Source organism: Tabrizicola sp. (assembly GCF_034366665.1).
In the GTDB taxonomy this organism is placed as follows: domain Bacteria; phylum Pseudomonadota; class Alphaproteobacteria; order Rhodobacterales; family Rhodobacteraceae; genus Tabrizicola.
Genome location: NZ_JAXMMF010000002.1, coordinates 1 through 25009, shown reverse-complemented (window position 1 = coordinate 25009; position 25009 = coordinate 1). Strand labels below are relative to the sequence as shown.

31 protein-coding genes and 1 pseudogene are annotated in these 25009 nt (G+C 64.6%); 18 read left to right on the top strand and 14 right to left on the bottom strand.

All coding sequences use genetic code 11. The features are described 5' to 3' along the window. A pseudogene (locus U1E69_RS00235) lies at window positions 1-222 on the bottom strand (HslU--HslV peptidase ATPase subunit); the annotation flags it as partial. Further along, the gene (locus U1E69_RS00230) at window positions 219-1280 is read right to left on the bottom strand and encodes a hypothetical protein (protein ID WP_322241982.1); all 1062 of its coding nucleotides are present in this window, start codon (window positions 1278-1280) and stop codon (window positions 219-221) included. The pseudogene U1E69_RS00235 and the gene U1E69_RS00230, both read right to left, overlap by 4 nt. A gap of 209 nt (window positions 1281-1489) precedes the next feature. Between U1E69_RS00230 and U1E69_RS00225 the strand changes: the two genes are divergently transcribed. Then, window positions 1490-1780, top strand: a complete 291-nt coding sequence (locus U1E69_RS00225; protein WP_322241980.1) for a BrnA antitoxin family protein — start codon at window positions 1490-1492, stop codon at window positions 1778-1780. Between the two features lie 46 nt (window positions 1781-1826). Next, window positions 1827-3044 (top strand): glycosyltransferase, encoded by a 1218-nt coding sequence (locus U1E69_RS00220; protein WP_322241979.1) that lies wholly within the window; start codon window positions 1827-1829, stop codon window positions 3042-3044. Here U1E69_RS00220 and hslV read toward each other — a convergent pair. Next, the gene (gene hslV, locus U1E69_RS00215; protein WP_322241978.1) at window positions 3034-3591 is read right to left on the bottom strand and encodes an ATP-dependent protease subunit HslV; all 558 of its coding nucleotides are present in this window, start codon (window positions 3589-3591) and stop codon (window positions 3034-3036) included. The two genes, U1E69_RS00220 and hslV, sit on opposite strands and share 11 nt — an antisense overlap. A gap of 96 nt (window positions 3592-3687) precedes the next feature. Continuing rightward, window positions 3688-3957: a 30S ribosomal protein S15 gene (gene rpsO / locus U1E69_RS00210; protein WP_322241976.1), complete on the bottom strand. Its 270-nt coding sequence runs from the start codon at window positions 3955-3957 to the stop codon at window positions 3688-3690. Between the two features lie 335 nt (window positions 3958-4292). Between rpsO and U1E69_RS00205 the strand changes: the two genes are divergently transcribed. Then, the gene (locus U1E69_RS00205) at window positions 4293-5276 is read left to right on the top strand and encodes a calcium-binding protein (RefSeq protein WP_322241975.1); all 984 of its coding nucleotides are present in this window, start codon (window positions 4293-4295) and stop codon (window positions 5274-5276) included. Window positions 5277-5281: 5 nt separating this feature from the next. On the opposite strand, the gene U1E69_RS00200 is transcribed toward U1E69_RS00205, so the two are convergent. Beyond that, window positions 5282-5782, bottom strand: coding sequence for a DUF1643 domain-containing protein (locus U1E69_RS00200; protein ID WP_322241974.1), 501 nt, complete (start codon window positions 5780-5782; stop codon window positions 5282-5284). A gap of 200 nt (window positions 5783-5982) precedes the next feature. Between U1E69_RS00200 and U1E69_RS00195 the strand changes: the two genes are divergently transcribed. From U1E69_RS00195 to queG, 4 genes are all read left to right on the top strand, one after another. Further along, window positions 5983-6498 carry a DUF1269 domain-containing protein gene (locus U1E69_RS00195; protein ID WP_322241973.1) on the top strand — a complete coding sequence of 172 codons (516 nt, stop codon included), beginning with the start codon at window positions 5983-5985 and terminating at the stop codon, window positions 6496-6498. 37 nt (window positions 6499-6535) lie between these two features. After that, window positions 6536-7294 carry a monofunctional biosynthetic peptidoglycan transglycosylase gene (gene mtgA / locus U1E69_RS00190; protein ID WP_416200241.1) on the top strand — a complete coding sequence of 253 codons (759 nt, stop codon included), beginning with the start codon at window positions 6536-6538 and terminating at the stop codon, window positions 7292-7294. Window positions 7295-7364: 70 nt separating this feature from the next. After that, window positions 7365-8042 carry a glutathione S-transferase family protein gene (locus U1E69_RS00185; protein ID WP_322241972.1) on the top strand — a complete coding sequence of 226 codons (678 nt, stop codon included), beginning with the start codon at window positions 7365-7367 and terminating at the stop codon, window positions 8040-8042. A gap of 48 nt (window positions 8043-8090) precedes the next feature. Beyond that, window positions 8091-9116, top strand: a complete 1026-nt coding sequence (queG, locus tag U1E69_RS00180) for a tRNA epoxyqueuosine(34) reductase QueG (RefSeq protein WP_322241970.1) — start codon at window positions 8091-8093, stop codon at window positions 9114-9116. Here the strand turns inward: queG and U1E69_RS00175 are convergent. Genes U1E69_RS00175 through U1E69_RS00165 form a run of 3 tightly spaced genes read right to left on the bottom strand, consistent with a single transcriptional unit; the run spans window position 9113 to window position 11488 of the window. Continuing rightward, complete coding sequence (locus U1E69_RS00175) at window positions 9113-9880, bottom strand: SDR family oxidoreductase (protein WP_322241968.1); 768 nt, start codon at window positions 9878-9880, stop codon at window positions 9113-9115. The genes queG and U1E69_RS00175 overlap by 4 nt on opposite strands. Window position 9881: 1 nt before the next feature. Then, window positions 9882-10736 (bottom strand): fumarylacetoacetate hydrolase family protein, encoded by an 855-nt coding sequence (locus U1E69_RS00170; protein ID WP_322241966.1) that lies wholly within the window; start codon window positions 10734-10736, stop codon window positions 9882-9884. A 17-nt stretch (window positions 10737-10753) separates the two neighbouring features. Continuing rightward, the gene (locus U1E69_RS00165; RefSeq protein ID WP_322241965.1) at window positions 10754-11488 is read right to left on the bottom strand and encodes an SDR family oxidoreductase; all 735 of its coding nucleotides are present in this window, start codon (window positions 11486-11488) and stop codon (window positions 10754-10756) included. Between the two features lie 157 nt (window positions 11489-11645). Here U1E69_RS00165 and U1E69_RS00160 point away from each other — a divergent pair, with 157 nt between their 5' ends. Then, window positions 11646-11813: a hypothetical protein gene (locus U1E69_RS00160; protein WP_322241964.1), complete on the top strand. Its 168-nt coding sequence runs from the start codon at window positions 11646-11648 to the stop codon at window positions 11811-11813. 56 nt (window positions 11814-11869) lie between these two features. Here U1E69_RS00160 and U1E69_RS00155 read toward each other — a convergent pair whose 3' ends face one another. Beyond that, complete coding sequence (locus tag U1E69_RS00155) at window positions 11870-12301, bottom strand: MarR family transcriptional regulator (protein WP_322241963.1); 432 nt, start codon at window positions 12299-12301, stop codon at window positions 11870-11872. 105 nt (window positions 12302-12406) lie between these two features. On the opposite strand from U1E69_RS00155, the gene U1E69_RS00150 reads away from it, so the two are divergent. Beyond that, entirely contained in the window at window positions 12407-12835 is a 429-nt protein-coding gene (locus U1E69_RS00150; RefSeq protein WP_322241961.1) for an organic hydroperoxide resistance protein, read from the top strand. Window positions 12836-12888: 53 nt separating this feature from the next. Here U1E69_RS00150 and U1E69_RS00145 read toward each other — a convergent pair whose 3' ends face one another. Beyond that, entirely contained in the window at window positions 12889-13599 is a 711-nt protein-coding gene (locus U1E69_RS00145; RefSeq protein ID WP_322241959.1) for a hypothetical protein, read from the bottom strand. 144 nt (window positions 13600-13743) lie between these two features. Beyond that, window positions 13744-14610, bottom strand: a complete 867-nt coding sequence (locus U1E69_RS00140; protein ID WP_322241958.1) for a branched-chain amino acid aminotransferase — start codon at window positions 14608-14610, stop codon at window positions 13744-13746. Window positions 14611-14749: 139 nt separating this feature from the next. On the opposite strand from U1E69_RS00140, the gene U1E69_RS00135 reads away from it, so the two are divergent. Next, window positions 14750-15244, top strand: coding sequence for a MarR family winged helix-turn-helix transcriptional regulator (locus U1E69_RS00135; protein ID WP_322241957.1), 495 nt, complete (start codon window positions 14750-14752; stop codon window positions 15242-15244). Continuing rightward, window positions 15241-15939, top strand: a complete 699-nt coding sequence (locus tag U1E69_RS00130; protein ID WP_322241984.1) for a response regulator — start codon at window positions 15241-15243, stop codon at window positions 15937-15939. Before U1E69_RS00135 ends, U1E69_RS00130 begins: the two co-directional genes overlap by 4 nt. Before the next feature lie 30 nt (window positions 15940-15969). Here the strand turns inward: U1E69_RS00130 and U1E69_RS00125 are convergent, their stop codons facing one another. Together U1E69_RS00125 and U1E69_RS00120 are read right to left on the bottom strand one after the other, a co-directional pair. Then, window positions 15970-16944, bottom strand: coding sequence for a hypothetical protein (locus U1E69_RS00125; protein ID WP_322241956.1), 975 nt, complete (start codon window positions 16942-16944; stop codon window positions 15970-15972). Window positions 16945-17055: 111 nt separating this feature from the next. After that, complete coding sequence (locus U1E69_RS00120) at window positions 17056-17874, bottom strand: hypothetical protein (protein WP_322241955.1); 819 nt, start codon at window positions 17872-17874, stop codon at window positions 17056-17058. A 115-nt stretch (window positions 17875-17989) separates the two neighbouring features. Between U1E69_RS00120 and U1E69_RS00115 the strand changes: the two genes are divergently transcribed. The 5 genes from U1E69_RS00115 to U1E69_RS00095 all read left to right on the top strand — a co-directional run bounded on the left by U1E69_RS00115 (window position 17990) and on the right by U1E69_RS00095 (window position 22669). Next, a complete protein-coding gene (locus U1E69_RS00115) occupies window positions 17990-18904 on the top strand; it encodes a histone deacetylase family protein (RefSeq protein WP_322241954.1) in 915 nt (304 codons plus the stop codon). Further along, window positions 18901-19140: an exodeoxyribonuclease VII small subunit gene (locus U1E69_RS00110; RefSeq protein WP_103257525.1), complete on the top strand. Its 240-nt coding sequence runs from the start codon at window positions 18901-18903 to the stop codon at window positions 19138-19140. Before U1E69_RS00115 ends, U1E69_RS00110 begins: the two co-directional genes overlap by 4 nt. Continuing rightward, window positions 19137-20006 carry a polyprenyl synthetase family protein gene (locus U1E69_RS00105; RefSeq protein ID WP_416200240.1) on the top strand — a complete coding sequence of 290 codons (870 nt, stop codon included), beginning with the start codon at window positions 19137-19139 and terminating at the stop codon, window positions 20004-20006. The genes U1E69_RS00110 and U1E69_RS00105 overlap by 4 nt, the downstream gene beginning before the upstream one ends. A 22-nt stretch (window positions 20007-20028) precedes the next feature. Continuing rightward, complete coding sequence (gene dxs / locus U1E69_RS00100) at window positions 20029-21942, top strand: 1-deoxy-D-xylulose-5-phosphate synthase (protein WP_322241953.1); 1914 nt, start codon at window positions 20029-20031, stop codon at window positions 21940-21942. Window positions 21943-22045: 103 nt separating this feature from the next. After that, window positions 22046-22669, top strand: a complete 624-nt coding sequence (locus U1E69_RS00095; RefSeq protein WP_322241952.1) for a hypothetical protein — start codon at window positions 22046-22048, stop codon at window positions 22667-22669. A gap of 66 nt (window positions 22670-22735) precedes the next feature. Here the strand turns inward: U1E69_RS00095 and pip are convergent, their stop codons facing one another. Beyond that, complete coding sequence (gene pip, locus U1E69_RS00090; RefSeq protein WP_322241951.1) at window positions 22736-23707, bottom strand: prolyl aminopeptidase; 972 nt, start codon at window positions 23705-23707, stop codon at window positions 22736-22738. Between the two features lie 57 nt (window positions 23708-23764). Between pip and ubiG the strand changes: the two genes are divergently transcribed. Further along, a complete protein-coding gene (ubiG, locus tag U1E69_RS00085; protein WP_322241950.1) occupies window positions 23765-24502 on the top strand; it encodes a bifunctional 2-polyprenyl-6-hydroxyphenol methylase/3-demethylubiquinol 3-O-methyltransferase UbiG in 738 nt (245 codons plus the stop codon). 53 nt (window positions 24503-24555) lie between these two features. Then, window positions 24556-25009: class I SAM-dependent methyltransferase (locus U1E69_RS00080; protein WP_322241949.1), on the top strand; the 454-nt coding region annotated here is incomplete at its 3' end.

Here is a 25009-nt window from a genome sequence, read left to right as displayed (position 1 = left end):
CGCCAGTTTGGCGAGGCGACGGGAGATCTCGGTCTTGCCGACGCCGGTGGGGCCGATCATCAGGATGTTCTTCGGATAGACCTCATCCCGCAGATCGTCGCCCAGGCGCTTCCTGCGCCAACGGTTGCGCAAAGCCACGGCCACGGCACGCTTGGCTTCCTTCTGGCCGATGATGAAGCGGTCAAGCTCGGAGACGATTTCGCGGGGGGTGAGGTCGGTCATTCGGTCGATCCATAGGGCGGCAGGCGGGATTTGCCGGGGAAATCTGGAAGCAGTTCCATCACCTTGGCGCGGAGTTGCACCCACCAGGTGCCGATGGCGGTGATGAAGGCGCCAAGGGTGAGGAGAACGAAAATCGGGGTGATTCCGTCGCCTTCTCCCATCACCCAGCTGATGACGATGGCGATGTAGATGATGGCGGCCGTCAGAAAGCTGCGGCGGTCAATCACCAGCGCAAGCAGGGTGATGAACACCAGCGCCACGGCAAGGAAACCCGTCCCGCCGCCGTTCAGCAAGGTGAGCGCCACGGTATTGACCAGGGCGGGGGCGGCCAGGAGGTGGCACCAGAAGGCCGTGGCGGCGTGGCGGCCCAGCCGGTAGGGGTCGCGCGTGTCGAACCACATGCCGGTCACAAAGGCGGCCATGCCGAACAGAAGCGTGGCGGTGGCGAAGGCCGGGCTTTCGGTAAAGTCGAAGAAGCTGCTGAAATCGTCGCCCCCGGTGACCAAGCCGATCAGGTTCTCTGCCGAGGCGGTGACGGCATAGACCGCGCCAAGAGCGAAGGCCCCGGTCAGGAAGGCCGAGAACGGCAGGCGGAAGCGGCGATACCAGGCGATCATGCCAAGAGCCGAGGCGCTGAAGCCAAGGATGGCGATCGTGCGCTCACCGAGGTCGGCCTGGGCCAGAACGGCGAAAGTGAAGATGACGATGCCGATCCCGTATGCCGTCGCGAGGACCATCGAAGGCAGGGTCATCCGGCGCTTTAGGGTGAAGTAGCCCGCCCACCACCAGGCGATGGCGGCGGTTGCCAGCGGCACCAGCGTCAGAAGCGCAAAGCCGCCAAAAGCGGTCAGAAGCGCGGTGGCGCCGATCAAGAGGATGATCAGGCCGATCGAGATGAAGATCTCGGAAAAGCCGCGGAAGAATTCGAAGGGCTCGTCTTCCTGGGGCAGACTGGCGCGCTTGCCGGCCCGGTCATTGGCCAGGACCTGAACCGAAGCTGCCTGTGCCTCGGTCAGAATGCCTGCGGCGACGGCAGCGCGAAGGTCTTCTGGGGTCATACCGGGCAAACCTTAAGCGGGAAACTGTCCGGGCACAAATAAGGGGTTTGTCGGCGCAAACCAAGTGAGGTAAATTGGACTTGGCAGTCGGTATATACAATCTGGCATTGCATATATACGCATCGTATATATAGCTTTGGCGTGCAAGTGTCTGATCTAACAAGAAAACGAGGCGGCGTTGAACGCTGTCGTGAAAGAGGGACGAGTGTATGGATGACGAAGCTCCCAAGCGGCTTAGCATCGCTGAGAAGCGCGCTTTGGCCAGTCCGCTGGTGTTGTCGCCGACCGAACAGGTGCGCGAACTTCAGGTCGAGGCGCTAAGGACGGAAGGCTGGGCGGATGCCGAGCTGCCCGAGCAGACGCGGAAGAAGCTGATCTCGCTGCGGGTTGACCCCGAAGTGCTAGACTTCTTCAAGGCGCAGGGGCCGGGCTACCAGACGCGGATGAACGCGGTGCTGACGGCCTATATGCAGGTGAAGAAAGAGTACGGCCAGTCTTGATCGCAGGGGTCGGACACGGCTGCGCGCCGTCGCGGGTGCCGGGTCGATGACGTCGCGGGCCTTCGTGCTGGGGATCACGGCGGACCTTGCTTTTGCGGCGGGGGCGCTTCTGTCCTCGATCCGGGCGCATGACCCGGGGTGCGATGCGACGGTGGTGATCCTGCACGACGGGCTGGGCCCGGACCAGCAGGAGGCGTTTCAGCGGTTGTGGCCGGGTTGCAGGCTTCGCGCCTTCGACGCAGAGGCGGCAGTGGCGCGACTGGGGGCGGCGTCCCCGCAGGTCTCGGGGTTCGTGCAGCACTACAGTCCGCTGGTGCTGGCCAAGCTGGACCTGCCCGATTTCCTGGCCGAGTTCGACAAGGTGGTCTGGCTGGATGCGGATATTCTTGTGCGGGGCCGGCTGGACGCAATCTGGGACTTCGACTGTTTGGCCTGGCGCACCCTGCCTGCCGGGGCGTTCAAGCGGCGTGCGACGGCACTGGCAGTCTTTGACGATCTGACGCTGGACCCGAAGGTGCCGTTGCTGAACGGCGGCGTGATCGGCGTGTCGCGCCGGTTTCTGCAACTTGGCGGATCATCGGCGCTGTTGCAATGCTTTGCGGCCCGGCTGGCGGCGGACGCGCCAAACGCGCAGATCGACGAGCTGCCCTGGTATCTGGTCGCGGCAAGCCTGGGCCTGCCGGTCACGGTCCTGAGGATGGCGCTGAACCATCCGGTGGGGGCGAAAGGGGCTGATGCAGCGGTCGTGGTGCATGCGATCGGGGCGCACAAGTTCTGGAACTGCACACCGCTTCTGCAGCTTTTCCCGGACTGGTCGCGCCACCACGAGACCTGGGTGGAACAGGGCGGTCGGCCCTATGCGGGTCCGGTGCTGCTGGCCGACGTGCATCCGCTGGAGCCGCATGAGGTGCTTCGCGCGGCCCAGGCACGGGCGCATTGGCTGGGCGTGTTCAAGAAGCTGCGGCCGGTGCTGCCGAAGGGAATGGTAGTGGACCTGCAGCACGACCGGAAGCACCTGCGGATCTTCCTGCATGGGCGCCCCGAGACCGAGCATCTGTGCCTGCACCGCCATGCGAATGAAAAACGCATCGGCCTGGAGGTCGTCCTGCCGCCCGATCTTCAGGCGCGAGTGGTCGAGGCCGTTTGTGGTGCCGTCAAATGGGCGCGGCACGAAAAGGGCGCGTTGATCAGCGTGCCCGTGACCCATATCGGCGCAGCGCTTGCGGCGATCGACACGGCCCTGGACGCCCCGGTCAGGCCTTGATCCGCTCGACCGTCAGGTTGCCGTTGGTGTAGACGCAGATGTCGGCAGCGATTGCCATCGCCTTGCGGGCAATGTCCTCGGCGGGAAGGTCGGTGGCCATCAGTCCCCGCGCCGCGGCAAGGGCGAAATTGCCGCCGGACCCGATGGCGGCCACGTCATGTTCGGGCTCCAGAACGTCTCCCGCGCCGGTGATCACGAACAGCGCTGTGCCGTCGGTGACGATCAGCATGGCTTCCAGGTTGCGCAGGTACTTGTCCATGCGCCAATCCTTCGCCAGATCGACGCAGGCCCGGGCCAGCTGGCCGGGAGCGGCCTCCAGCTTCTTTTCCAACCGTTCCAGAAGAGTGAAGGCGTCGGCGGTCGACCCCGCGAAACCGCAGACGACGTCGTGGCCACCGGGGGAGAGGCGGCGGACCTTGCGGGCGGTGCCCTTGATCACGGTCTGCCCCAGCGAGACCTGGCCATCGCCTGCAACGACGACCTCACCGCCCCGACGGACCGCGAGGATGGTGGTGCCGTGCCAGCCGGGAAATCTGTCGTCAGCCATGATGTCCTCCGTTTGGGTCTATATAGTCGCCCGACGCGTGCAACGCAAAACGCCCGCGCCTTTCGGGCACGGGCGTTTCGTAAGCTTTGGCCGGAATTAGCGGCGCAGGCCGAGGCGGGTGATCAGCGAGGTGTACCGCGCTTCGTCCGTCTTCTTGAGGTAGTCCAAAAGCTTGCGGCGCTTGGCAACCATCATCAGAAGACCACGACGCGAGTGGTTGTCCTTCTTGTGGCCCTTGAAGTGCTCGGTCAGGGTGGCGATCCGCGACGACAGGATCGAGACCTGAACTTCCGGCGAGCCGGTATCGTTCTCTTTGGTCGCGTATTCCTTGATCAGGCGGGCTTTTTCTTCGACAGTGATCGACATCGGGGTCTCCTTGGTTAAGGTGATGGCACAAGCCGGGATGTCGTCCAGCAGGGCCCTTGGAGGGTCCGTCCTTGCGGCGGATGCGGGCACTTACGCGCAAACGCCGCGCAAGGGAAGGGGATTCGCGCCTGAGGGTGGGACGATCCTTAAAGATGTCGCCAGATTCCTGGACGCGTGACCGGATCGGCACTTTGGAAATGGCGCAGTCGGTGGTATTTTCGAATGGAATTATCACGCGTTACCAAAAGGTTAACGCGATAGTGTGACAACCGTGCAGAACGTCGGTGCAGTAGGGAGTATCGCGGTTGCTTGCGTTGATGGGCCTTTTTGGCGTGATGATGGCCGGACTCGCGGCAGATGCACTGATGTCGCATCGGTCCGAGACCGCAGAGGATGACGGGGACGCGGCTGCGCCGCCCGACGAAGAAGATGATCAGATCGACCGGGGCAATCTTCTGGACGATCTCGACCCGGACCCGACGGTCCCCACGTCGAACGATCTGCCACAGGAACCCGATCAAGCCGTGACGCTGTCAGGTGGGGACGGCAGCGATCTCATGTCCGGCTTCGGCGCGGATGACGAGATCAAGGGCAATGGCGGGGCCGACCAGATCGACGGACGTGGCGGCGACGACTGGATCAGCGCGGGCGACCACAACGATGCGGTCTGGGCCGGCGACGGCGACGACAGCATCTGGGGTGAAGCGGGCAGCGATACGATCCAGGGTCAGGCTGGCAATGACCTGATCGACGGTGGCGAGGGTCGCGATTCGCTGATGGGAAGCGAAGGCAGCGACACCCTGCACGGTGGCGCAGGCAACGACAGCCTGATCGGCGGAACCGAGGACGACTGGCTTTTCGGCGACGAGGATGACGACTGGCTGCTGGGCGGCGCAGGCAATGACACGCTGATCGGCGGGGCCGGCAAAGACGAGATCGACGGCGGAACCGGCAACGACCTTCTTTCGGGGGTCGAGGCCGAAGGGCAGCCGCAAGAGGTTGACTTCCTGAACGGCCAGGAGGGCAATGACCAGATCATGGTCGGGGCGGGCGACTATGCCTCGGGCGGGGATGGTGAGGATGAGTTCATCTTGCAAGAGTGGATGAACGAAAGCCAGGTCGCGCAAGTGCTGGATTATGATCCCGGTCAGGACCAGCTGGTCATCGTCTATGACGCAGCGGTTCATACCGACCCGGTCGTCACGATCGAACCGAACGGCTCGGGCAGCGGGCAGTCGGTGTTCATTGACGGGTCGAAGGTGGCCGTCGTTTACGGCGGTCCGATCAACGTGGCGGACATCCGGCTGTCCGCCGCATAACGCCGTCACCAGGGCTGCGGGGCCTGATCATAGCTGACGTAAAGCGGGTGGCGCGGCTGATCTTGTCCGGTCAACCCAAGGTGATGCAGCGGTCTTCCGGTTGACCGCAACAGGGCGGTGACGGCGGCTCCGCGGCCAAGGTGCAGGCCATGATTGCCCCAGGCGCAAACGATACTGTCTGCCCAGGCGGCACTGTCGCGGATGGCGTCGTCATTCGCGGGCCCGACCGGATCGGCCTCGGCGCGCATCACGCGGGGATCGGTGGCACGAAAGGCGAAGATGTTTGTCACCCGGAACGCGCCAAACCCCAAGGCGCGGGCGCGGCGTTCGCAACGTTCGACCGTGGGGTCGTTCTGCACCTCGGTCGCGGTCGAGGGGTTCAGCATCACGAAAAGTGCCTTCGGCCCCGGCGCCCAGGTCCGGGTTAGAAGATAGCGATACTGCTCGCAGTCGGAATAGACGGCCTCGGACACCGCATCGCCCTTGGTGAACCCGCGCAAGATCATGCCGCCCCCAACCCGCCCTGCTGCCAACTGCACTTAGGGTCGAAACAGGCCTGCGGGCAAGCCGTGTGATCCGAAAATCGGCTGGACGCAGCAGGGTGGGCCAAGTTCCGCGGCTTGACCCGGCCGGGTGATTCCCCTTGTTGCGGATTTGCGCTAGCACCTAGACTATCGCCGAATCCGACCTGCCCGTGGAGCCTTCGTTGTCCGACCTGATCATCGCCGCGTATCGCAGCCGCAACGCGGCCTTCGTCGCGGGCGAACGCCTTGCGGCCTTGCAGCAGGCGGCCGGGACCGAGCCGGAGGATATCGTCGTGGTCACCTCTGACGCGACCGGGCGGGTTTCGGTCAACCAGTCGATCGACCTGGCGTCCGGCGCGCCTTTGGGCGGGGGCCGCTGGGGCGCGCTGATCGGCATGATGTTCCTGGACCGGCGCAAACCTGTCGAGGGTGGCGTCGGGCTGGCCTCGCAGTTTCTGGCCGCCGGGCTGGACAGCTCTTTCCTGCAAGAGGTGCCCGCCCTGCTTGAAACAGGCGGCGCGGCGGTCGGGATGCGGGTGCGGCTTCTGGGGGCGCAGCGGGTGACCGAAGCCTTGCAAAAGCAGGCGGGGACCCCGCGCATCCTGCAGACCCGCATCGGGGCCGAGGCCGAAGAGGCGCTTTATGACCTGCAAGCGCAGATCCCGGATCGGGCCGTGCAGCCGGATGACCTGATCTGATGCGTCGGTGCCAGCGTTTTGGGTGCGGGGCCAGCCGATGAGCGGCAAGCCCACCGACACCCCGGCCGCCAAACCGCGCAAGCGCAAGCCGAAGGCCGAGGGTGCCGAGACCCCGGTTGCACGGTCGCGGCTGCGATGGGCGCTTATGTGGTTTGGCCGGGGCCTGGGCGCTGTTGCCGGGTTTTATGCCGTGCTGATCCTTTTGTTCAGCTTCGTGCCTCCGCCGATCAACCTCTATCAGCTGGGCGAAACCTGGCGGCTGGGTGGGATCGACAAGGACTGGGTCAGCTGGGAGGAGATCGCGCCCGTGATGGCCCGGTCGGCCGTGGCGGCCGAGGATGCGAACTTCTGCAATCACTGGGGCTTCGACATGGCCGCAATCCGGGCCGCGATCGAGGCGGGCAGCAACCGCGGGGCCAGCACGATCAGTCAGCAGGTGGTGAAGAACGTCTTCCTCTGGCACGGCCGCACCTGGGTCAGGAAGGCGATGGAGGCAGTGTTGACGCCCGTGGTCGAACTGGTCTGGTCAAAGGAACGAATCCTGGAGGTCTACCTGAACGTGGCCGAGTTCGACGAGGGCGTCTTCGGGGTCCAGGCGGCGGCGCAGCATCATTTCGGCGTCGACGCCAGGGACCTGACGCCGTTGCAGGCGGCGCGGCTGGCAGCGGTGCTGCCTGATCCGCAGGGACGCAGCGCGTCCGAGCCGACCAGCTTTGTCCGCAGCCGGACCCGCGCGATCATCTCGGGCGCCGAGACCATCGCGGCGGACGGTCGTTCCGCCTGTTTCGAGGATTGATCCCGGGGCGGGGATTGAAATCCGTTCTCCGGCGCGGCAAGAGGGAGGGAAGACCGGAGGCCGCCACGCGATGAACCGCCCCAGCAATCGACTTTACCATGTCCCCCTCTCGCCGTTCTGCCGCAAGGTGCGCCTGACGCTGGCGGAAAAGAAGATCGAGGTGGAACTGGTCGAGGAGCGGTACTGGGAACCCTCGCCCGATTTCCTGCGACGCAATCCGGCGGGGAAAGTGCCAATCCTGAAGATGGGCGCCCGCGTGATGAGCGAGAGCCAGGCGATCTGCGAGTATATCGAAGAGCTGACCCCGGAACCGCCGCTGATGCCGAAGGATGCCGACGGGCGCTACGAGGTGCGCCGCCTGTGCGCCTGGTTCGACGACAAGTTCCACAACGAGGTCACCTCGAAGCTGTTGTATGAACGGGTAAACAAGAAGGTCACCGGCCAAGGCTATCCGGATTCGAAGAACGTCAAGCAGGGCTCGACCCGGATCAAGTATCACCTGGATTACATGGCCTGGCTTCTGGACCAGCGGCGCTGGCTGGCCGGGGATGCGATGACGCTGGCCGACTTCACGGCAGCCGCGCATCTGAGCTGTCTGGACTATATCAGCGACGTGGACTGGAACCGGCATGCCGTGCTGAAGGACTGGTACGCGAAGATCAAGTCGCGGCCGTCGTTCCGGCCCTTGCTGGCGGATCAGATTTCGGGCTTTCCACCCTCGGCGCATTATGCCGACCTGGATTTCTGATCCCTGCCCCCGGGGCGCTGCCCCGGACCCCGGGATATTTGCACCAGTATGAAAGGGCTGACGAAAGAGCAGCTGGTGGCGCGGGCCCTTGCGGAAGGGTTCGTGAAGGTTGGCGTGTGCCGACCCGATGCGGTGCCCGAGACGGCGGGGCGACTGCGGGAGTTTCTTGCCGAAGGTCGGCACGGGCAGATGGGCTGGATGGCGGAGCGGGAGGCGTGGCGGGGCAATGCGGCGGCGCTGTGGCCCGAGGCGCGTTCGGTGATCATGCTGGCCGAAGCCTATACGCCTGAAGGCGACCCGATGGCGGGGCTGGTCCAGCGGGACCGGGGTGTGATCTCGGTCTATGCGCAGGGGAAGGATTACCACGATCTGGTGAAACGACGGCTGAAGCGGTTGGGGCGATGGTTGGTCGAGGCATCAGGGGCTGAGATCAAGGTGTTCGTCGACACGGCACCGGTCATGGAGAAACCACTGGCTCAGGCGGCGGGGCTGGGATGGCAGGGCAAGCACACCAACCTGTTGGGGCGGGATCTGGGGAACTGGGTGTTCCTTGGGGCGATCTTCACGACGCTGGAGTTTGAGCCGGACGCGCCGGAGGTCAGCCATTGCGGGACCTGCACGGCCTGTCTGGACATCTGCCCGACCAAGGCTTTTCCCGCGCCATATCAACTGGATGCGCGGCGTTGCATCTCTTACCTGACCATCGAGCACAAGGGCCCTGTAGATACGGAGCTGCGGGCCTGTATAGGCAATCGTATATACGGGTGCGATGATTGCCTGGCCGTGTGCCCGTGGAACAAGTTTGCCGTGGCCGCGCGCGAGATGGGGTATCAGCCCAGGCACGCTCTTCCCGGGTTGGCCGAATTGGCGGCTTTGGATGATGTTGGCTTTCGGGAGCGGTTCGCAGGTTCGCCCATCAAAAGGATCGGGCGCGACAGGTTCGTGCGCAATGTAATGTATGCCATTGGAAACTCGGGGCTTCCGGCGTTGCGTCCCGTTGCGGCCGGTCTGGTCAGTGACGCTGACCCGGCGGTGGCCGATGCCGCGCGCTGGGCGGTTGCGCGGCTGGGCTAGTTGGAAATCGCGCGATCCAGGTGGGTATAGCCGCCATCCGGGAACAGCCATTGGCCGGTGGTGTGCGAGCTTCGCGGCGACAAAAGGAACACGACGGTATCCGCGATCTCGCGCGGGGTGGTCATGCGGTGGCCCAAGGGGATGCGGCGGGTGATCTCGGCCAGGCGGTCATCGGGGTTGTCGAAGGTTTTCAGCCAGTTCGCATAAAGCGGCGTCATCACTTCGGCCGGGATGACGGCGTTGACGCGGATGCCATCCTTCAGGAAATCGGCGGCCCATTCGCGGGTCAGGCCCAGCTGAGCGGCCTTTGCGGCGACATAGGCCGAAGTTCCGCCTTGCCCCGTCAGAGCGGTCTTCGAGGCGACGTTGACGATGGAACCCTTGGTCGCGCGCAGATCGTCGGCGAGGAGGTGCACAAGGGTGTAGTAGTGGACAAGGTTACGATCCAGGCTTTGGCGAAAGGCATCCGGCCCGGCCTTGATCCCCACCGAATCGTTGGCCCCGGCGTTGTTCACCAAGCCGTCGATCCGGCCGTGTCGCGCGCGGATGTCCACGACCGCGCGGCGGCACTGGTCGTCATCCGAGAGGTCGGCAAGGACCACATCCGCCCGTGCGACCCCGGCCAGCCAGGCAGCATCGGGCGCGCGGCGGGTCAGGATCACGGGGATCGCGTTTTCCTCGGCCAGAACCTCACTGACGGCGGCCCCGATGCCGGAGCCTCCGCCGGTGACAATGACGACCTTGTCGCGCAGCCCGAGGTCCATGTCAGGTCTTCACCACGCGCTGGGTCTGCGAGCCCAGATTCTCGATTCCAAGGCGCATCACCTCACCGCCCTTGAGATAGACCGGGGGCTTCTGACCCAGCCCGACGCCGGGAGGCGTACCGGTCGAGATGATGTCCCCCGCCTCCAGCGACATGAAGCGCGACAGGTACGAGACGATGTGCGCAACGCCGAAGATCATCGTGGCGGTGGAGCCGTTCTGGTAGCGGTGGCCATCGACGTCGAGCCACATCTTGAGGTTGGCGACATCGCCGGCCTCGTCCTTCGTCACCAGCCAGGGGCCGGTCGGGCCGAAGGTGTCACAGCCCTTGCCCTTGTCCCAAGTGCCGCCGCGTTCGGTCTGGTATTCGCGTTCCGAGACGTCGTTGATGACGCAGTAGCCCGCGACATGGTCCAACGCGTTGGCCTCGTCGATGTACTTGCCGCCTGTGCCGATGACGACGCCAAGTTCAACTTCCCAGTCGGTTTTCACCGATCCGCGGGGGATTTCGACGTCGTCGTCAGGGCCGCACATGGCGGTGATCCATTTGTTGAAGACGACCGGCTCGGTCGGGATCGCGGCGCCGGTTTCGGCGGCGTGGTCGGCGTAGTTCAGGCCGATGCAGATGAACTTGCGGGTGCCGCCGACGCACGCACCCAGGCGCAGGTCCTTTTGCGGCACGCCGGGGACCAGGGGAAGCGACGTCGGGTCCAGGGCGGCAAGGCGCCGAAGCGTCTCGGGCGACAGCGCAGCGCCGCCGATGTCGGGGACATGGGCGGAAAGGTCGCGGACCTGGCCCTTTGCATCCAGAAGACCGGGTTTCTCGGCCCCCTTGGGCCCGTAGCGGAGGAGTTTCATGGGCTGGGGTCCTTTGCTTAGATCGTGATGCCGCCGTCGACCAGGCAGGCCTGGCCGGACACGAAGCGGCTTTCGTCAGAGAGGAGGAAGACGACCATCGGAGTGATGTCGTCGGTGGTGGCAAGGCGGCCCATCGGCTGGCGGGCGATGAAGTCTTTTTCGGCCTGGACCGGATCGGCGGCCGCGCCGATGCGACCTCGCAACGAAGGCGTGTCGACGGTCCCGGGGCAAAGCGCATTGCAGCGCAAGCCCGTTTTCACGAAGTCGGCGGCGATGGCCTTGGTCAGGCCGATCACGGCGGCCTTGGTGGCGCCATAGGCGGTGCGATTGGGGAAGCCTTTGAACGACGAGGCCACCGATGCCATGTTCAGGACCGAGGCGGTGCCGGTGGTTTTCGCGCGATCAAGCATCCCGGGAATGAAGGCACGGCAGGTGTGGAACATCGACTTCACGTTGAGGTCGAAGGAAAAGTCCCAGTCCCGATCGGTCACGTCAAGGATGGTGCCGTTTGCGACATAGCCCGCGCAGTTGAAGAGGCCGTCGAGAGGCGGGAGCTTGTCGCGCAGCGCGGTGATGGCGGCGGGATCGGTGACGTCGAGGGGGTGAGTCTCCATCTTCAGGCCGGACAGAAGGGCGGCGTCGCGGTCGGTGGCGATCACGGTGGCGCCTTCCCGGGCGCAAGCGATGGCGCTGGCGCGGCCGATGCCCTGGCCCGCGGCCGTGATCAGGATGGTCTTGCCTTGCAGTCGCATCGTCTCCCCCCTCGTCCTCGCGGCGAGACTAGTCGCGGGGTGCAAGGAAGGGCAAGCGGTTCTCGGCCGGTTCCTGCAGGTGGGGCAGGCCAAAAGGGTTGGCGATGTGGCGATTCGGGTGCAGGATCGCGGACATGATGCAGCCTGGGAGGAAAGCATGAGCCGTCATCTTGCCGATCATCGCAGCCGGACCACCGGGGGGCGGGTAAAGCATTTCCTGCGTCTGGCCCGGACACCCCGGGAAACCTGGCAGCGTCCGCGGGGCAAATCCGGGGCGACGCGACTGATCCAGTTCCTGCGGATCGAGAGGGGGCGGACTGTCTGACAGTCCGCGCGCGACCTTTGTCAAAGGGCAAAGGATTTCAGACGCTTGCCTGCAGGTCAGGCCTTCGCCGGTTTCAGCCGATCCCGCAGAGCCGCCAGAATGTCGCGCAAATCGGCGAGGTCTGCCATCGGAACGCCGGTCTTTTCTGCAAAGGCGCGCGGCAGGTCCGACGTGCTGTCGGCAAGCGCGCGGCCATCGGCCGTCAAGGACAGGCGCACCTGACGTTCGTCCTTGCTGTCGCGGCTGCGGCGGACCCAACCGGCCCCCTCCATCCGTTTCAGGAGAGGGGTCAGAGTGTTCGATTCCAGCCGCAGCTCGGCCCCCAGCTGACCGACAGTCTGGCCGTCAACCGTCGCAAGCGAGGACAGCACCAGATACTGCGGGTAGGTCAGACCCAGCGGCTGCAACAGCGGCGCATAGGCAGCATGGACCGCATGGGCAGTCGAATGCAGCGCAAAGCAAAGCATGTCGGCAGGGGCGAGTGTCATCCTGATAATTTATATCGTCCGCGATTAAAATGCAAGCGGTTGACATCGGACCTGTTCGATCCCATTTATATCGTGCACGATTTAATTTCTCAGCAGGAGACGGAAATGTCAGTAGATGCAAAGTATTGGACCGAGGCCAAGGCGACCGGTGGCGGGCGCAACGGGACAGCCGGGCTGGTGAACGGCCAGTTGACCGTGACGATGACCAGCCCGAAAGAGCTGGGCGGTTCGGGCCTGGGGCACAATCCGGAAGAGCTGTTCGCCGTGGGCTATGCCGCCTGCTATCTGGGGGCGATGCGCTTTGCGGCCACCAGCGAAAAGCTGGGGACAGTACCCGATACCGCGACGGTGAACGCGCATGTCGGGATCGGTCCCCGGTCGGACGGCGGGTTCGGGCTGAAGGTCAAGCTTGTGGTGTCAATGCCCGGCGTTGACCGGGCCGTGGTCGAAAAGATCGCCGATCGCGGCCACTTCATCTGCCCGTATTCCAATGCGACCAAGGGCAATATCGAGGTCGAGACCGAAATCGTCTGACCGCCTTCGCGCTGAACACGTGCTGCCCGCCAGGCACAGGCGGGCACGCAAGATCAGCTGGTCGTCGGCGCAGGCCGAGCTGAAAGGGCAAGCCGCCAGGTCGGGGGCGCCAAGGTAAGCGCCGCCGCGGTGCTTGCCACAAACATCTCACCGCCTTCTTCGATCAAGGCGAAGAAGTCCTGAAGAAAGGCGATGTGGGGATAAGAGTTGATGGCAGCGCGGTGCGCGGCATCCATCACCACACTGAAGAAACCGAAGGCGATGATCACAAGAAGATAGGTCATGCTAAGCTGGCGCGCTGGTCCATCGGCCCGAAGGACGGCCCAACCAGCCAGACCGGCAACCAGCCCACCCATCAGAACCGCATAGAGAAGCTCACCCAGATCGCCAGGCTCTAGCAATGCACCTTCGGCGAAGTGGAAGCTTTGCGCAAACAGAACACCGACGGATTCGTGGACTTGAAGAGAGTCGTCAAGCAGCATCAGCAGGAACACCAGAGCCCAGGCAAGCGGTACGTTCCACCGACTGCGGATGCCGAGCCAGGTCAGCGAAACCACCAGTATTGACCACTTCACGTAGTTGAAGCTTTCGGGAATCGAGCGGTCTTCGGAAATCCGGAAGAGATGCGGGATTTCTCCGGTCAAGCCAAGACGGAACGTTGTCCAGCCACCGGCGTGAATCAGAATGAAGCAGATATCCAGGGCAACAAAACAGGCGAGCGTCGTCCGGAAGGACGCCGATAGCCACGGAAATGGGCGGTCCATAATGACCCTCAAAATTCAAAAGTAACGAAACCATGACAGCAGTTCTGCGGTCATTCAAGAAAATCGCCCCGACCCTAGGGTCGAGGCGGGGTTTTTCGTAGTAAAGGGGCTGGCGGAAGAGAACTGGCGCCAGTCAAACAACAATCAGGCGCGGACCAGCTTTTCATACTCGGTCGCGACGCGCTTGGTCAGATCGCCGACTTCGAACATGTAGTCGCCGATCTGGCCGACGGGAGTGACCTCGGCTGCGGTGCCGGTCAGCCAGCACTGTTCGAAGGTCGCCAGCTCCTCGGGCATGATATAGCGTTCGTGGACCTTGATCTGCATGTCCTTGAGCATGCCGATGATGGTCTGCCGGGTGATGCCGTTCAGGATGCAGTCCGGGTTCGGGGTGTGAACCTCGCCGTCCTTGACGAAGAAGATATTGGCCCCGGTCGCCTCGGCCACATAGCCGCGGAAGTCGTAGAAAAGCGCGTCCGAGCAGCCCTTGGCCATCGCCGCGTGCTTGGACATGGTGCAGATCATGTACAGCCCGGCGGCCTTGGCGGCGGTGGGGATGGTTTCGGGCGAGGGGCGCTTCCACTTGGCGATGTCCAGCTTGGCGCCCTTCATCTTGGCGTCGCCGTAATAGGCGCCCCAGGACCAGCAGGCGATGGCAAGGCGGACCGGGTTGCCAAGCGAGGCGACGCCCATCTCGTCGCCCGCGCCGCGGAAGGCGATGGCGCGGACATAGGCGTCGGTCAACCCGTTGGCCTTCAGGACCTCGACCTTGGCGGCGTCGATTTCCTCGGCGGTATATGGGATGGGCATGTCCAGCAGGCGGCCGGATTCCAGCAGTCGCAGCGAATGTTCATGGCTTTTGAAGATCTTGCCATTGTAGCACCGCTCGCCTTCGAAGACCGAGGAGGCATAATGCAGCGCGTGGGTCAGGATGTGGACGTTCGCCGAACGCCATTCCACCATCTTGCCATCCATCCAGATGAACCCGTCGCGATCGTCGTAACCAGCCATTTCATCCCCCGCCTTTGCGAATGTTGCGCCTGAAAGGTCCGCTTCGGACAGATTCTTGCGCGAAATCGGACAGGAGTTATGGGTTCGTGCTTGGAAAGTCAACAAGGCTGACGTAAATTCGCCCGCAAGGAGACCTTGAATGGCCGAGACCCCGGGTGGCGAGAACCTGCTGTTCCTGACGGACGAACAGCTGCGCAAAGGCATCGAGGCGATGTTCTTCGCCTATCGCGGGTTCACGGCGGACCCCGACCGCATTCTGGAGGGAATGGACTATGGCCGGGCGCATCACCGGGCGATCCATTTCATCCATCGGTCTCCGGGGACGACGGTTTCGAACCTGCTGCTGATCCTGGGTGCTACAAAGCAGTCGTTGAATCGTGTGTTGCGGACACTGATCGAGGATGGCCTTGTTCGCAGCGAAAAGGGCAAGGTGGATGCGCGGGAACGGCATCTGCATTTGACGGACAAGGGACAGATGCTGGAACGGGAATTGTCGGACGCGCAGCGGGCGCGGATGCGGGCGGCGTACCGGGCTGCGGGGCCGCAGGCGGTGCAAGGCTTCCGACAGGTGCTGGAGGCGATGATGGACCCCGAAATGCGGCGTCAGTACAATCGCCTGAAGGAGGGCGGCTGATGGTCCCGGACGCTCACCTTCTGATCGTCGATGATGATGAACGGATCAGGGGACTTTTGCAGAAGTTCCTGATGCGGAACGGATTTCTGGTATCTGTCGCGCGCGATGCGTCTCAGGCCCGCAAGATCCTGGCCGGGTTGGAATTTGATCTGATCGTGATGGACGTGATGATGCCGGGCGAGGATGGCGTCACGCTGACCCGCGATCTGCGCAAGAAGATGGCGACTCCGATCCTGCTTTTGACCGCGCGCGGGGAATCCGCGAACCGCATCGAGGGGCTGGAGGCGGGGGCGGATGACTATCTGGTCAAGCCGTTTGAGCCGAAGGAGCTTTTGTTGCGGATCAACGCGATCCTGCGCCGGGTGCCCCAGGTCAAACCGGCCGAGCCGGTGCGCCAGATCCTGCATCTGGGAGCGGTGCGCTATGACCTGGACCGGGGCGAAATGTGGCGGGGCGACGTGCCGGTGCGGCTGACGGCGACCGAGGCGCAGCTGATGCGGGTGTTCGCGGCGGCCCCCGGCGTGGCGATCAGCCGGGAGAAACTGGTCAGCGAGACCGGCGGTGAGGACGCGGCGCAAGAGCGGGCGGTGGACGTGCAGATCACGCGCCTCCGGCGGAAGATCGAGGACGACCCGAAGGTGCCGCGCTATCTGCAGACGGTGCGGGGCGAAGGGTATATGCTGCAACCGGATTGAGGGGGCAATCTCCCCCTCAATCCCCGAGCCTTACATCGGAATGCGCAGGCCAATGCCAATGACGTGGTCAGTCACGTCGAAGTTCAGCGCTTCCACGGGAGTGCCGCCCGCACCGCTTCCGGGCAGTGGTTCGGTCCCGCCAGTGGCATTGCCCAGATCGAAGTAGCGCCAGGTCAGGTCCAGCTTGGCCGAAGTTGAGCCAAGCACTGGTCCCACGTCCCAGGACAGGCCCGCGCCGACGGACCAGGCAAGCCCGGTATCACTGTCGCCCTCGAAGCTTCGACGCGTCCGCCCGGCATCGGGATTGATCCGGGTCCAGTCGCTTACCGTGTTCCGGGCAAGGCCAAGGCCCAGCGTCACGAAGGGCGTGACCTTCCCGCCCGAGTCGAAGTCGCGATATCCGTTGGCCATGACCGCCACAGATCGGACGGACCCTTCCACATCTGCATGGGGCCCCGCAGTGCTGGGAACGGTGAAGCTCCACGGTCCGTCGAAGCTGGACTTGCCAAACAGGTTCAGCGCCAGCTCGCCGCGCCAGCCGTTGCCATAGTCACGTCCAAAGCCGATCGCGGCCATCGCGGCGGTGTCCATGTCGAGGTCGAAGAACACCTGCGGGTCCGATGGATAGCCGGGCGGAAGCCAGTTGGCATCCCCGGCACTGCCGAAGGCCGCGCCGAGTTCGAGACGCAGGTAATTGCCGGACGTCGCACCCGCACCCCCGGACATGGCGGCAGTGCCGCCGTCAGCAGCCGGAAGCACCGGCTGTGCGACCGGGGGCACCGGCCGACCGTGCTGGCCGCCACTGCCGTGACCGCCGCCCTGGCCGCCACCGCCCTGGCCGCCACCGCCTTCGTGACCTCCGCCGTCCTCATGACCACCGTCGTCTTGCGCCCAGGCTGCGCCGCTGAACGTCGAAGCGGGGACCAGCCCGCCAAGCGCCAGTCCAAACACCCCCGCCGCAAGAAGGACGCGCGTTGAGACTTTGTCGAATTCTTCCCGTTTCATGTCAGCTCCCGACATTTCCGATATCCAGACCTACGAAGGTATCCTCGCAGATGAATTTCCGGCCACGAACGGCGGCCGGAAACCGAATCTTGCGTTGTGTCTTCCTGTCTCTCAGCCGTGACCGGCCAGAATCGCGACCCGGATATCCTCGGCCATGTCCGCGAGTTCGGCGGCGTCCTCGCCGGTCACTGGGGTGCCAAGGATCGTGGTCACCGCAATGACGGTGTCGGTCGTGATCTCGATCGTCTTGTCCGAGGCCGCACCCAGCAACATGGCCGCCAGCAGGGTTTCGTCGTTGTCCACGCCCGCACCGGTCAGTGCCGTGCCCCCTGCCAGCAGGTCTTTCAGAAGGGCCAGATTCTGCAGCGGAGAGTCGACAAAGGCCACCTCGTCGAAGTTCAGCGACAGTTCTTCCTGCGCACCGATGAGGGAGAGTTCGTAGTATTCGATCATTTCGGGCGTCAGGGATGCCACGGCCTCGGCCAGAGCCTGATCCAGCACCTTGTCCGGCGACCGGGCAACGTTCAGACGACCAAGTTCAACCACGGGGATGCCGTCCTGCGCCCAGTTCGGCTTACCACCTTCGGAGCCACCGCTGCCGGCCTTCGGACCACCTTTTCCAGTGGAACCATCATCCGGGCCGCCCTGGCCCTGGCCGCTGCCCTGACCACCCTGGCCCTGGCCACCTTCACCCTTGTTGCCCTTGCCGCCTTCTCCCTGGTTACCCTTGCCGCCTTCGTCGCTGTCCTGCGCCCAGGCAGCCGATGCGAAACCATCAGTCGACTGCGGTACAACGAAGGCTGCGGTACCCAGCAGCAAAACCGCAGCAGCGCTCAGCGCGACGCGACCAAAACCACCATTCGTTTTAAAAGCCATCTGTGTTTCCTCCTTGGTCGATTCGGGACAACTCCCGGTCAGCCATCCTGACAACTATAATACTATGCACATGTGAATCTGTTGTCGTTGATCTGGGTCAAGTGTTGGAAAAACTTGATCTTGGAACTGTCGGGGGATTGGCTAAGGATGTCTTGCCAGAGGAACTTCGATGACCTGTGTTGTCTATTCACACCCGGAATGCCGAGGCCATGTGACCCCCCCTGGCCATCCGGAGCGGGTGGAGCGTCTGCAGGCCGTGGAGCGGGGGCTTGCCGGGATGGCGGTGGATCGGCGGGAGTGTCCGATGGGCGCCGAGGCCGAGGTGCTGCGCTGCCATCCGGCGGGGTATCTGGCGCGGGTGAAGGCGGCGGCGCCGACGGAGGGTTGGGCGCAGCTGGATGGGGACACGTTCCTGTCGCCGGGGTCGTTTGACGCGGCGATGCGGGCGGTCGGCGGGATTTGCGCGGCCGTGGATGCGGTGGTGAGCGGGGAGGCGAAGACGGCGTTTGTGGCCGGGCGGCCCCCCGGGCATCACGCGGAACGCGAGACGGCGATGGGGTTTTGCCTGTTCGGGACGGTGGCCATCGGGGCGAAGCGGGCGTTGGATCATCATGGGCTGGGCCGTGTGGCCATCGTGGATTTCGACGTTCACCACGGCAACGGGACGCAGGACCTGCTGTGGGACGAGCGGCGGTGTCTGTTCGTCTCCAGTCATCAGATGCCGCTCTATCCGGGAACTGGCAGGCCAGAGGAGCGGGGGGCGCATGGGCAGGTCTTGAATGTGCCGCTCCGCGCAGGCTCGGGTGGTCGGGCGATGCGGGAGGTGTATGAGGGCGTGGTGTTCCCCGCTCTGGCGGCTTGGGAACCTGAGTTGCTGCTCATATCGGCGGGGTTTGATGCCCATGCCGACGACCCTCTGGCCGGGCTGGAATGGCAAGCGGAGGACTATCGCTGGCTGACCGACCGCCTGTGCGATTTCGCCGGGGGGCGGGTGGTGTCCTCGTTGGAGGGTGGCTATGATCTGGATGCGCTGGCGGCTTCCGTGGCCGCGCATGTGGGTGTGCTGGAGGAGCGGGGCCGATGAGCGACAAGCCGGTTGATGCGATGAGCTTCGAAGAGGCGATGGCCGCGTTGGAGCAGGTCGTGGGGGCGCTGGAGCGGGGCGAGGTGCCGCTGGAACAGTCGATTGCTTTGTATGAACGCGGCGCGGCGCTGAAGGCGCATTGCGCGAAGAAGCTGGCCGAGGCGGAAGAGAAGGTGGAACTGATCCGGGCGCAGGAAGGCCGGGCGGTGGGCACGACTCCGGCGGAGGGCATGTGAGATTTCCTGAACGGTTGGCGGCAGATGCGGGGCTGTGTGAGGCTCGGCTTCTGGCTGCATTGGAGGGTCGCGCGGACCAGCCGGTGACGGACGCGATGCGCTATGCGGTGCGGGGCGGCAAGCGGCTGCGCGGGTTCCTGGTGCTGGAAGGCGCGCGGATGCTGGGTGTTCCCGAAGAGCGGGCGGTGTCGGCGGCGGCGGCGATCGAGGCGTTGCATGCCTATTCGCTGGTGCATGACGACTTGCCCTGCATGGATGATGACGACCTGCGCCGGGGGCAGCCGACGGTGCACAAGAAATGGGATGAAGCGACGGCGGTGCTGGCGGGGGATGCCTTGCAGACGTTGGCGTTTGAACTGCTGTGTGATCCGGCTTTGGGGACTGCCGAGGTGCGGATGGAGCTGGTTTTAGGTCTGGCGCGGGCGTCGGGGATCGACGGGATGGTGCTGGGCCAGGCGCTGGACATTGCGGCAGAGACGGCGGGGCGGTCGTTGACGCTGGGCGAGATCACGGCGCTGCAGGCGGGCAAGACCGGGGCGCTGATCGGCTTTGCGGCGGAGGCTGGTGCGGTGATCGCCGTGGCGGACCGGGGGCCGTTGCGGCGCTATGCCGCTGCGTTGGGGCTGGCCTTTCAGATCGCGGACGACATTCTTGACGTGACGGGCGACGAGGCCAAGACGGGCAAGCGGCTGCACAAGGATGCCGAGGCGGGGAAGGCAACCTTCGTCTCTCTGCTTGGTCTGGATGGAGCCAGGTCGCGGGCGGCGGAGTTGGTGGCCGAGGCCGAGGCGGCGCTGGCCGGGTATGGAAAAAGTGCTGCCAACTTGATTGCCGCAGCGCGCTTCGTTATCGCGCGGGACAGTTGATCCCTCGCAAAGGCAGGCTTTGATGACCGACCGACCCCAGACGCCGCTTCTTGACCGGGTGACCGCGCCTTCCGACATGAAATCCCTGTCGGACCGCGAGTTGCATCAACTGGCGGCAGAGCTGCGGGCCGAGACGATTGCTGCCGTTTCGGTCACGGGCGGGCATCTCGGGGCCGGGCTTGGGGTGGTCGAGCTGACGGTGGCGATCCACGCCGTCTTCGATACTCCGCGCGACAAGCTGATCTGGGATGTCGGACACCAGTGTTATCCGCACAAGATCCTGACCGGGCGGCGGGACCGCATCCGCACGCTGCGGATGGAAGGCGGCCTGAGCGGGTTCACCAAGCGGTCGGAAAGCCCTTATGACCCGTTCGGGGCGGCACATTCTTCGACCTCGATTTCTGCGGCGCTGGGCTTCGCGATGGCGGCCGATCTGGGCGGTGACCCTGGTGATGCGATTGCAGTGATCGGCGATGGGGCGATGTCGGCGGGCATGGCGTTCGAGGCGATGAACAACGCAGGCCACCTGGGAAAGCGGCTGTTCGTCATCCTGAACGACAATGAGATGTCGATTGCCCCTCCGGTCGGGGCACTGTCAGCTTACCTGAGCAGCATCTATGCGGCGGCCCCGATGCAGGACCTGAAGCAGGTGGCGAAGGGCTTTGTCGGGCTGCTGCCGGGGCCGCTGCAAGAGGGGGCGAAGCGCGCCAAGGAGATGCTTAAGGGCATGGCCGTGGGCGGGACTTTGTTCGAATCGCTGGGGTTCGAATATGTGGGCCCGATTGACGGGCATGATCTGGACCAGTTGCTGCCGGTCTTGCGGACGGTAAAGGCTCGGGCGACGGGGCCGGTGCTGATCCATGTGCTGACGAAGAAGGGCAAGGGCTATGCCCCGGCCGAGGCGGCGCGGGACAAGGGGCATGCAACGGGCAAGTTCGACGTGCTGACGGGCGTGCAGGTGAAGGCGGCGTCGAATGCGCCGTCTTACACCAAGGTCTTTGCGCAGACACTGGTGGCGGAAGCCGAGCGGGACGAGAAGATCGTTGCCGTGACGGCGGCGATGCCGGACGGGACGGGGTTGGACCTGTTCGCCTCGCGGTTCCCGAAGCGGTGCTTTGACGTGGGGATTGCGGAACAGCACGCGGTGACCTTCAGCGCGGGGTTGGCGGCGGGAGGGATGAAGCCGTTCTGCGCGATTTACTCGACGTTTTTGCAGCGCGGGTACGATCAGGTCGTGCACGATGTAGCGATCCAGCGGTTGCCGGTGCGGTTTGCCATCGACCGGGCGGGGCTGGTGGGGGCCGATGGGGCGACCCACGCGGGGGCGTTCGACGTGGCGTTCCTGGCGAACCTGCCGGGGTTCGTGGTGATGGCCGCGGCGGATGAGGCCGAGCTGGTCCATATGGTCGCGACTGCAGCGGCGCATGACGCGGGGCCGATTGCCTTCCGCTATCCCCGGGGTGAGGGCGTGGGGGTGGAGATGCCCGCCCGCGGCGTGCCACTGGAGATCGGCCGTGGCCGGGTCATGCGCGAGGGCTCGCGGGTTGCGCTCTTGTCCTTCGGCACGCGGCTGTCCGAAAGCCTGAAAGCGGCAGAGGCTTTGGCGGGTCGTGGCGTCTTGGTGACCGTGGCGGATGCCCGCTTCGCCAAGCCGCTGGACCGGGACCTGATCCTGCAACTGGCGCGGGGGCATGAGGCGCTGGTGACGGTCGAAGAGGGTGCCATCGGCGGGTTCGGGTCGCATGTCGCTCAGCTTCTGGCCGAGGAAGGGGTGTTCGACCGCGGGCTGAAGTTCCGGTCGCTGGTCCTGCCGGACATCTTCATCGACCAGGCCTCGCCCGAGACGATGTACAAGGTCGCCGGCCTGGATGCGGCGCATATCGAGGCCAAGGTGCTGGAGGCGCTGGGCGTCGCGGTGGTGGGGAAGCGGGCTTAGACGTTCGCGGATCGCCGAATAATTGTGCAGACTGTTACCCAAGGAACATAACCCGGTCGTTTGGCGGGCCTAGAACGGGGAAACCTTGGGACAGGAACCTGCCATGACGGACCATGCGATTTCACTGAAGGACGAGTTGGCCCAGCGGCTAAGCGGGCCGGGCGGACTTTACAATCTGGGCAACGGGCTGGGACTGCTGGGCGGGCTGTCGTTCCACGTGGCGACGGCGATGGCGGTGGGCCTTACCGGCTGGGCCGCGCTGTCGGACTATTTCGTCGGCAGCCTGGGGGCCACGGCGATCACGGTGGCGATGCTGATCTTCTTCTGGTCCGGCGAGCAGTATCACAAGGCCTGGGCGCACGGCGCGCCGCCCGATGCACGGCTGAACCGGCTGGGGGACGTCTCCTCGGGCTGGGGGGCGCTGGCGCTGGGGCTGGGCCTCTTCCTGATGGGACATCCGGTTCTGGCCGCCACGGCGGGGCTGATGCATGCAGCGGGAAAGTTCGGCAGCGCGCTACCAGGGCGGGTGCAGATTCAGTTGCCCTTTGGGCCGGGAGTGTTCCGCGCCGTGGTCGTGGCCAGCCGCTTGCCGGCGCTGGCGGCCGTCGCCCTTCAGTTACAGTCGGCGGCCAGCGTCCAAGATGTGCAGGGCGTGGCGGCAGCGGGCTTGCTGCTGCTGTGCTACGGGTTGTGGCTGAAGGCCGATGTCGCTTTGATGCGATCCTAGAACGGATGGTGGGCGGATCGCCCACCCTACGTGGCGGGGCACCTCATTTCCAGCCGCACATCAGGGTCAGGCCTGACGTAACCCGTCCATCACGCGGACCAGCGCCTCGCTGATCCCCGGCTCGGACAAGGCGTGGCCGGCCATCGGGACCATCTTCAGCTCGCACTTCTGCCAGCCTTGCGCCAGCGACCAGGCAGAGTGGGGCGGGCAGATCATGTCGTAGCGGCCCTGGATGATTGTGGCGGGGATCTCTTCGATCTTCTTGCGTTCGCGCAGGATCCAGCCGTCACATTCCAGGAAACCCGCGTTCTGGAAGTAGTGGTTTTCCAGCCGGGCAAAGGCGCGGGCATAGTCCGACGGGCTTTCGCCCAAAGCACCCTCGTTCTGGATCGAGGCGAGCGCGTTTTCCCAGTTGGCCCAGATGCGGCCGAAACGGGTTTCCTCGACCAGGTTGCCCGAGAAAAGGCGGCGGTGGTAGGCGGCGATGAGGTCGGACCGTTCAGCCTCGGGGATGACTTCGACAAAGCGGGACCAGAGGTCGGGGAAGAAGGCCCCCGCCCCGCCGCCGTAGAACCAGGTCAGCTCGGCCTTTGTCGCAAGGAAAACCCCGCGCAAGACCAGGTGAGAGACGCGTTCGGGATGGGTGATGGCGTAAATCAGCGCAAGGGTTGCCCCCCAGCTGCCGCCAAAGCCGATGAAGCGGTCGATGCCCAGTGTCTGACGGATCGTCTCGACGTCTTGCACCAGATGCCAGGTGGTATTCGCTGTCACACTGGCATGGGGACGCGAGCGGCCACAGCCGCGCTGGTCAAAGAGGACGACGCGGAACACGCGGGGGTCGAAGTAGCGCCGCATCGCGGGGGAACAGCCGCCCCCCGGCCCGCCGTGGAAGACCATGACGGGGATGCCATCCGGGCGACCGCACTGCTCGACATAGACCCGGTGGCCATCGCCCATATCGATCACGCGCTGATCGAACGGGTCGATCGGCGGGTAAAGGTATTCGACTGCGCGCTTTTGACCTGATCTCTGATCCATATGCACTCTATATACCCCGGGACTGCCCGGAGTCGAAAGGGCAAAGAGGAGGCAGCAATGGCGGTAGATACGGTTGATCCGCAAGAAGTGGCCAAGTTCGAGCGCATGGCTGCGGAGTGGTGGGACCCGAACGGCAAGTTCAAGCCGCTGCACATGCTGAACCCCTGCCGGCTGGACTATATCACCAGCCAGATCGCGGCCGAATTCGGGCGCGACTTGGCCGGGGCGCTGCCCTTCAAGGGTCTGCGCATCCTGGATATCGGTTGTGGCGGTGGCCTTCTGTCCGAGCCGATGGCGCGGCTGGGGGCCGAGGTGGTCGGCGCCGACGCGGCCGAGCGGAACATACCGGTGGCCCAGGCGCATGCCAAGCAGTCGGGGCTGGTGATCGACTACCGCCATACGACGGCCGAGGCGCTTGCGGCTGCGGGTGAGCAGTTCGACGTGGTGCTGAACATGGAAGTGGTCGAGCATGTCGCCGACCCGCAGGCTTATCTGACCGCCTGCCAGCAGTTGCTGAAGCCCGGCGGGTTGATGATCTGTTCGACGCTGAACCGGAACCCGAAAAGCTTCATGATGGCGATCATCGGGGCGGAATGGGTGATGCGCTGGCTGCCGAAGGGCACCCATGACTGGGCAAAGTTCATTACACCGGACGAATTGTACGCGCTGATCGGGAAGGCGGGCCTGCGCCCGGTCGACCGCAAGGGGATGGTCTTCAACCCGGTCACCTGGCGTTGGAGCCTGTCGGACCGGGATCTGAGCTGCAATTATGTGACCGCTTCGGTCAAGGGCTGACGTCTGGACCAGGCCGCCAGAAGCGGCCAGACTGCGGGCCAAAGAGGTGCCCCATGACCGAGTGCAACTATTTCCGCGATTATCCGGCCCGGACCGGCGACCGGATGCTCTTCAAGATGGAGCACTATCTGGAGCAATATGATGCTCTTCTGGGGTCCTGGCAGGGGCGGGACATCAGCTTTCTGGAGATCGGGGTCTACAAGGGCGGGTCGCTGCCGATGTGGCAAGGGTTTTTCGGACCTGCGTCCCGGCTGGTGTTCCTGGACATCGACCCGGCGTGTCGCGCTCTGGCGCTGCCGGGGACGGTGGTGGAGATCGGGGATCAGGCGGACCCGGATTTTCTTGGCCGGGTGGGCGCTGCCCACGGGCCGTTCGACCTGATTGTCGATGATGGTGGGCACAAGATGCACCAGCAGATCACCAGCTTCCGCCACCTGTGGCCCCGGCTAAGGACCGGGGCCTGTATATCGTCGAGGACGTGCACACCAGCTACTGGCCGGGCTTCGG

What these genes read in the sequence shown, in the direction of transcription:
- U1E69_RS00230 (WP_322241982.1), bottom strand. Translation starts at nt 1,280, where the DNA reads ATGACCCCAGAAGACCTTCGCGCTGCCGTCGCCGCAGGCATTCTGACC.
- U1E69_RS00225 (WP_322241980.1), top strand. Translation starts at nt 1,490, where the DNA reads ATGGATGACGAAGCTCCCAAGCGGCTTAGCATCGCTGAGAAGCGCGCT.
- U1E69_RS00220 (WP_322241979.1), top strand. Translation starts at nt 1,827, where the DNA reads ATGACGTCGCGGGCCTTCGTGCTGGGGATCACGGCGGACCTTGCTTTT.
- hslV (WP_322241978.1), bottom strand. Translation starts at nt 3,591, where the DNA reads ATGGCTGACGACAGATTTCCCGGCTGGCACGGCACCACCATCCTCGCG.
- rpsO (WP_322241976.1), bottom strand. Translation starts at nt 3,957, where the DNA reads ATGTCGATCACTGTCGAAGAAAAAGCCCGCCTGATCAAGGAATACGCG.
- U1E69_RS00205 (WP_322241975.1), top strand. Translation starts at nt 4,293, where the DNA reads ATGATGGCCGGACTCGCGGCAGATGCACTGATGTCGCATCGGTCCGAG.
- U1E69_RS00200 (WP_322241974.1), bottom strand. Translation starts at nt 5,782, where the DNA reads ATGATCTTGCGCGGGTTCACCAAGGGCGATGCGGTGTCCGAGGCCGTC.
- mtgA (WP_416200241.1), top strand. Translation starts at nt 6,536, where the DNA reads ATGAGCGGCAAGCCCACCGACACCCCGGCCGCCAAACCGCGCAAGCGC.
- U1E69_RS00185 (WP_322241972.1), top strand. Translation starts at nt 7,365, where the DNA reads ATGAACCGCCCCAGCAATCGACTTTACCATGTCCCCCTCTCGCCGTTC.
- queG (WP_322241970.1), top strand. Translation starts at nt 8,091, where the DNA reads ATGAAAGGGCTGACGAAAGAGCAGCTGGTGGCGCGGGCCCTTGCGGAA.
- U1E69_RS00175 (WP_322241968.1), bottom strand. Translation starts at nt 9,880, where the DNA reads ATGGACCTCGGGCTGCGCGACAAGGTCGTCATTGTCACCGGCGGAGGC.
- U1E69_RS00170 (WP_322241966.1), bottom strand. Translation starts at nt 10,736, where the DNA reads ATGAAACTCCTCCGCTACGGGCCCAAGGGGGCCGAGAAACCCGGTCTT.
- U1E69_RS00165 (WP_322241965.1), bottom strand. Translation starts at nt 11,488, where the DNA reads ATGCGACTGCAAGGCAAGACCATCCTGATCACGGCCGCGGGCCAGGGC.
- U1E69_RS00160 (WP_322241964.1), top strand. Translation starts at nt 11,646, where the DNA reads ATGAGCCGTCATCTTGCCGATCATCGCAGCCGGACCACCGGGGGGCGG.
- U1E69_RS00155 (WP_322241963.1), bottom strand. Translation starts at nt 12,301, where the DNA reads ATGACACTCGCCCCTGCCGACATGCTTTGCTTTGCGCTGCATTCGACT.
- U1E69_RS00150 (WP_322241961.1), top strand. Translation starts at nt 12,407, where the DNA reads ATGTCAGTAGATGCAAAGTATTGGACCGAGGCCAAGGCGACCGGTGGC.
- U1E69_RS00145 (WP_322241959.1), bottom strand. Translation starts at nt 13,599, where the DNA reads ATGGACCGCCCATTTCCGTGGCTATCGGCGTCCTTCCGGACGACGCTC.
- U1E69_RS00140 (WP_322241958.1), bottom strand. Translation starts at nt 14,610, where the DNA reads ATGGCTGGTTACGACGATCGCGACGGGTTCATCTGGATGGATGGCAAG.
- U1E69_RS00135 (WP_322241957.1), top strand. Translation starts at nt 14,750, where the DNA reads ATGGCCGAGACCCCGGGTGGCGAGAACCTGCTGTTCCTGACGGACGAA.
- U1E69_RS00125 (WP_322241956.1), bottom strand. Translation starts at nt 16,944, where the DNA reads ATGAAACGGGAAGAATTCGACAAAGTCTCAACGCGCGTCCTTCTTGCG.
- U1E69_RS00115 (WP_322241954.1), top strand. Translation starts at nt 17,990, where the DNA reads ATGACCTGTGTTGTCTATTCACACCCGGAATGCCGAGGCCATGTGACC.
- U1E69_RS00110 (WP_103257525.1), top strand. Translation starts at nt 18,901, where the DNA reads ATGAGCGACAAGCCGGTTGATGCGATGAGCTTCGAAGAGGCGATGGCC.
- dxs (WP_322241953.1), top strand. Translation starts at nt 20,029, where the DNA reads ATGACCGACCGACCCCAGACGCCGCTTCTTGACCGGGTGACCGCGCCT.
- U1E69_RS00095 (WP_322241952.1), top strand. Translation starts at nt 22,046, where the DNA reads ATGACGGACCATGCGATTTCACTGAAGGACGAGTTGGCCCAGCGGCTA.
- pip (WP_322241951.1), bottom strand. Translation starts at nt 23,707, where the DNA reads ATGGATCAGAGATCAGGTCAAAAGCGCGCAGTCGAATACCTTTACCCG.
- ubiG (WP_322241950.1), top strand. Translation starts at nt 23,765, where the DNA reads ATGGCGGTAGATACGGTTGATCCGCAAGAAGTGGCCAAGTTCGAGCGC.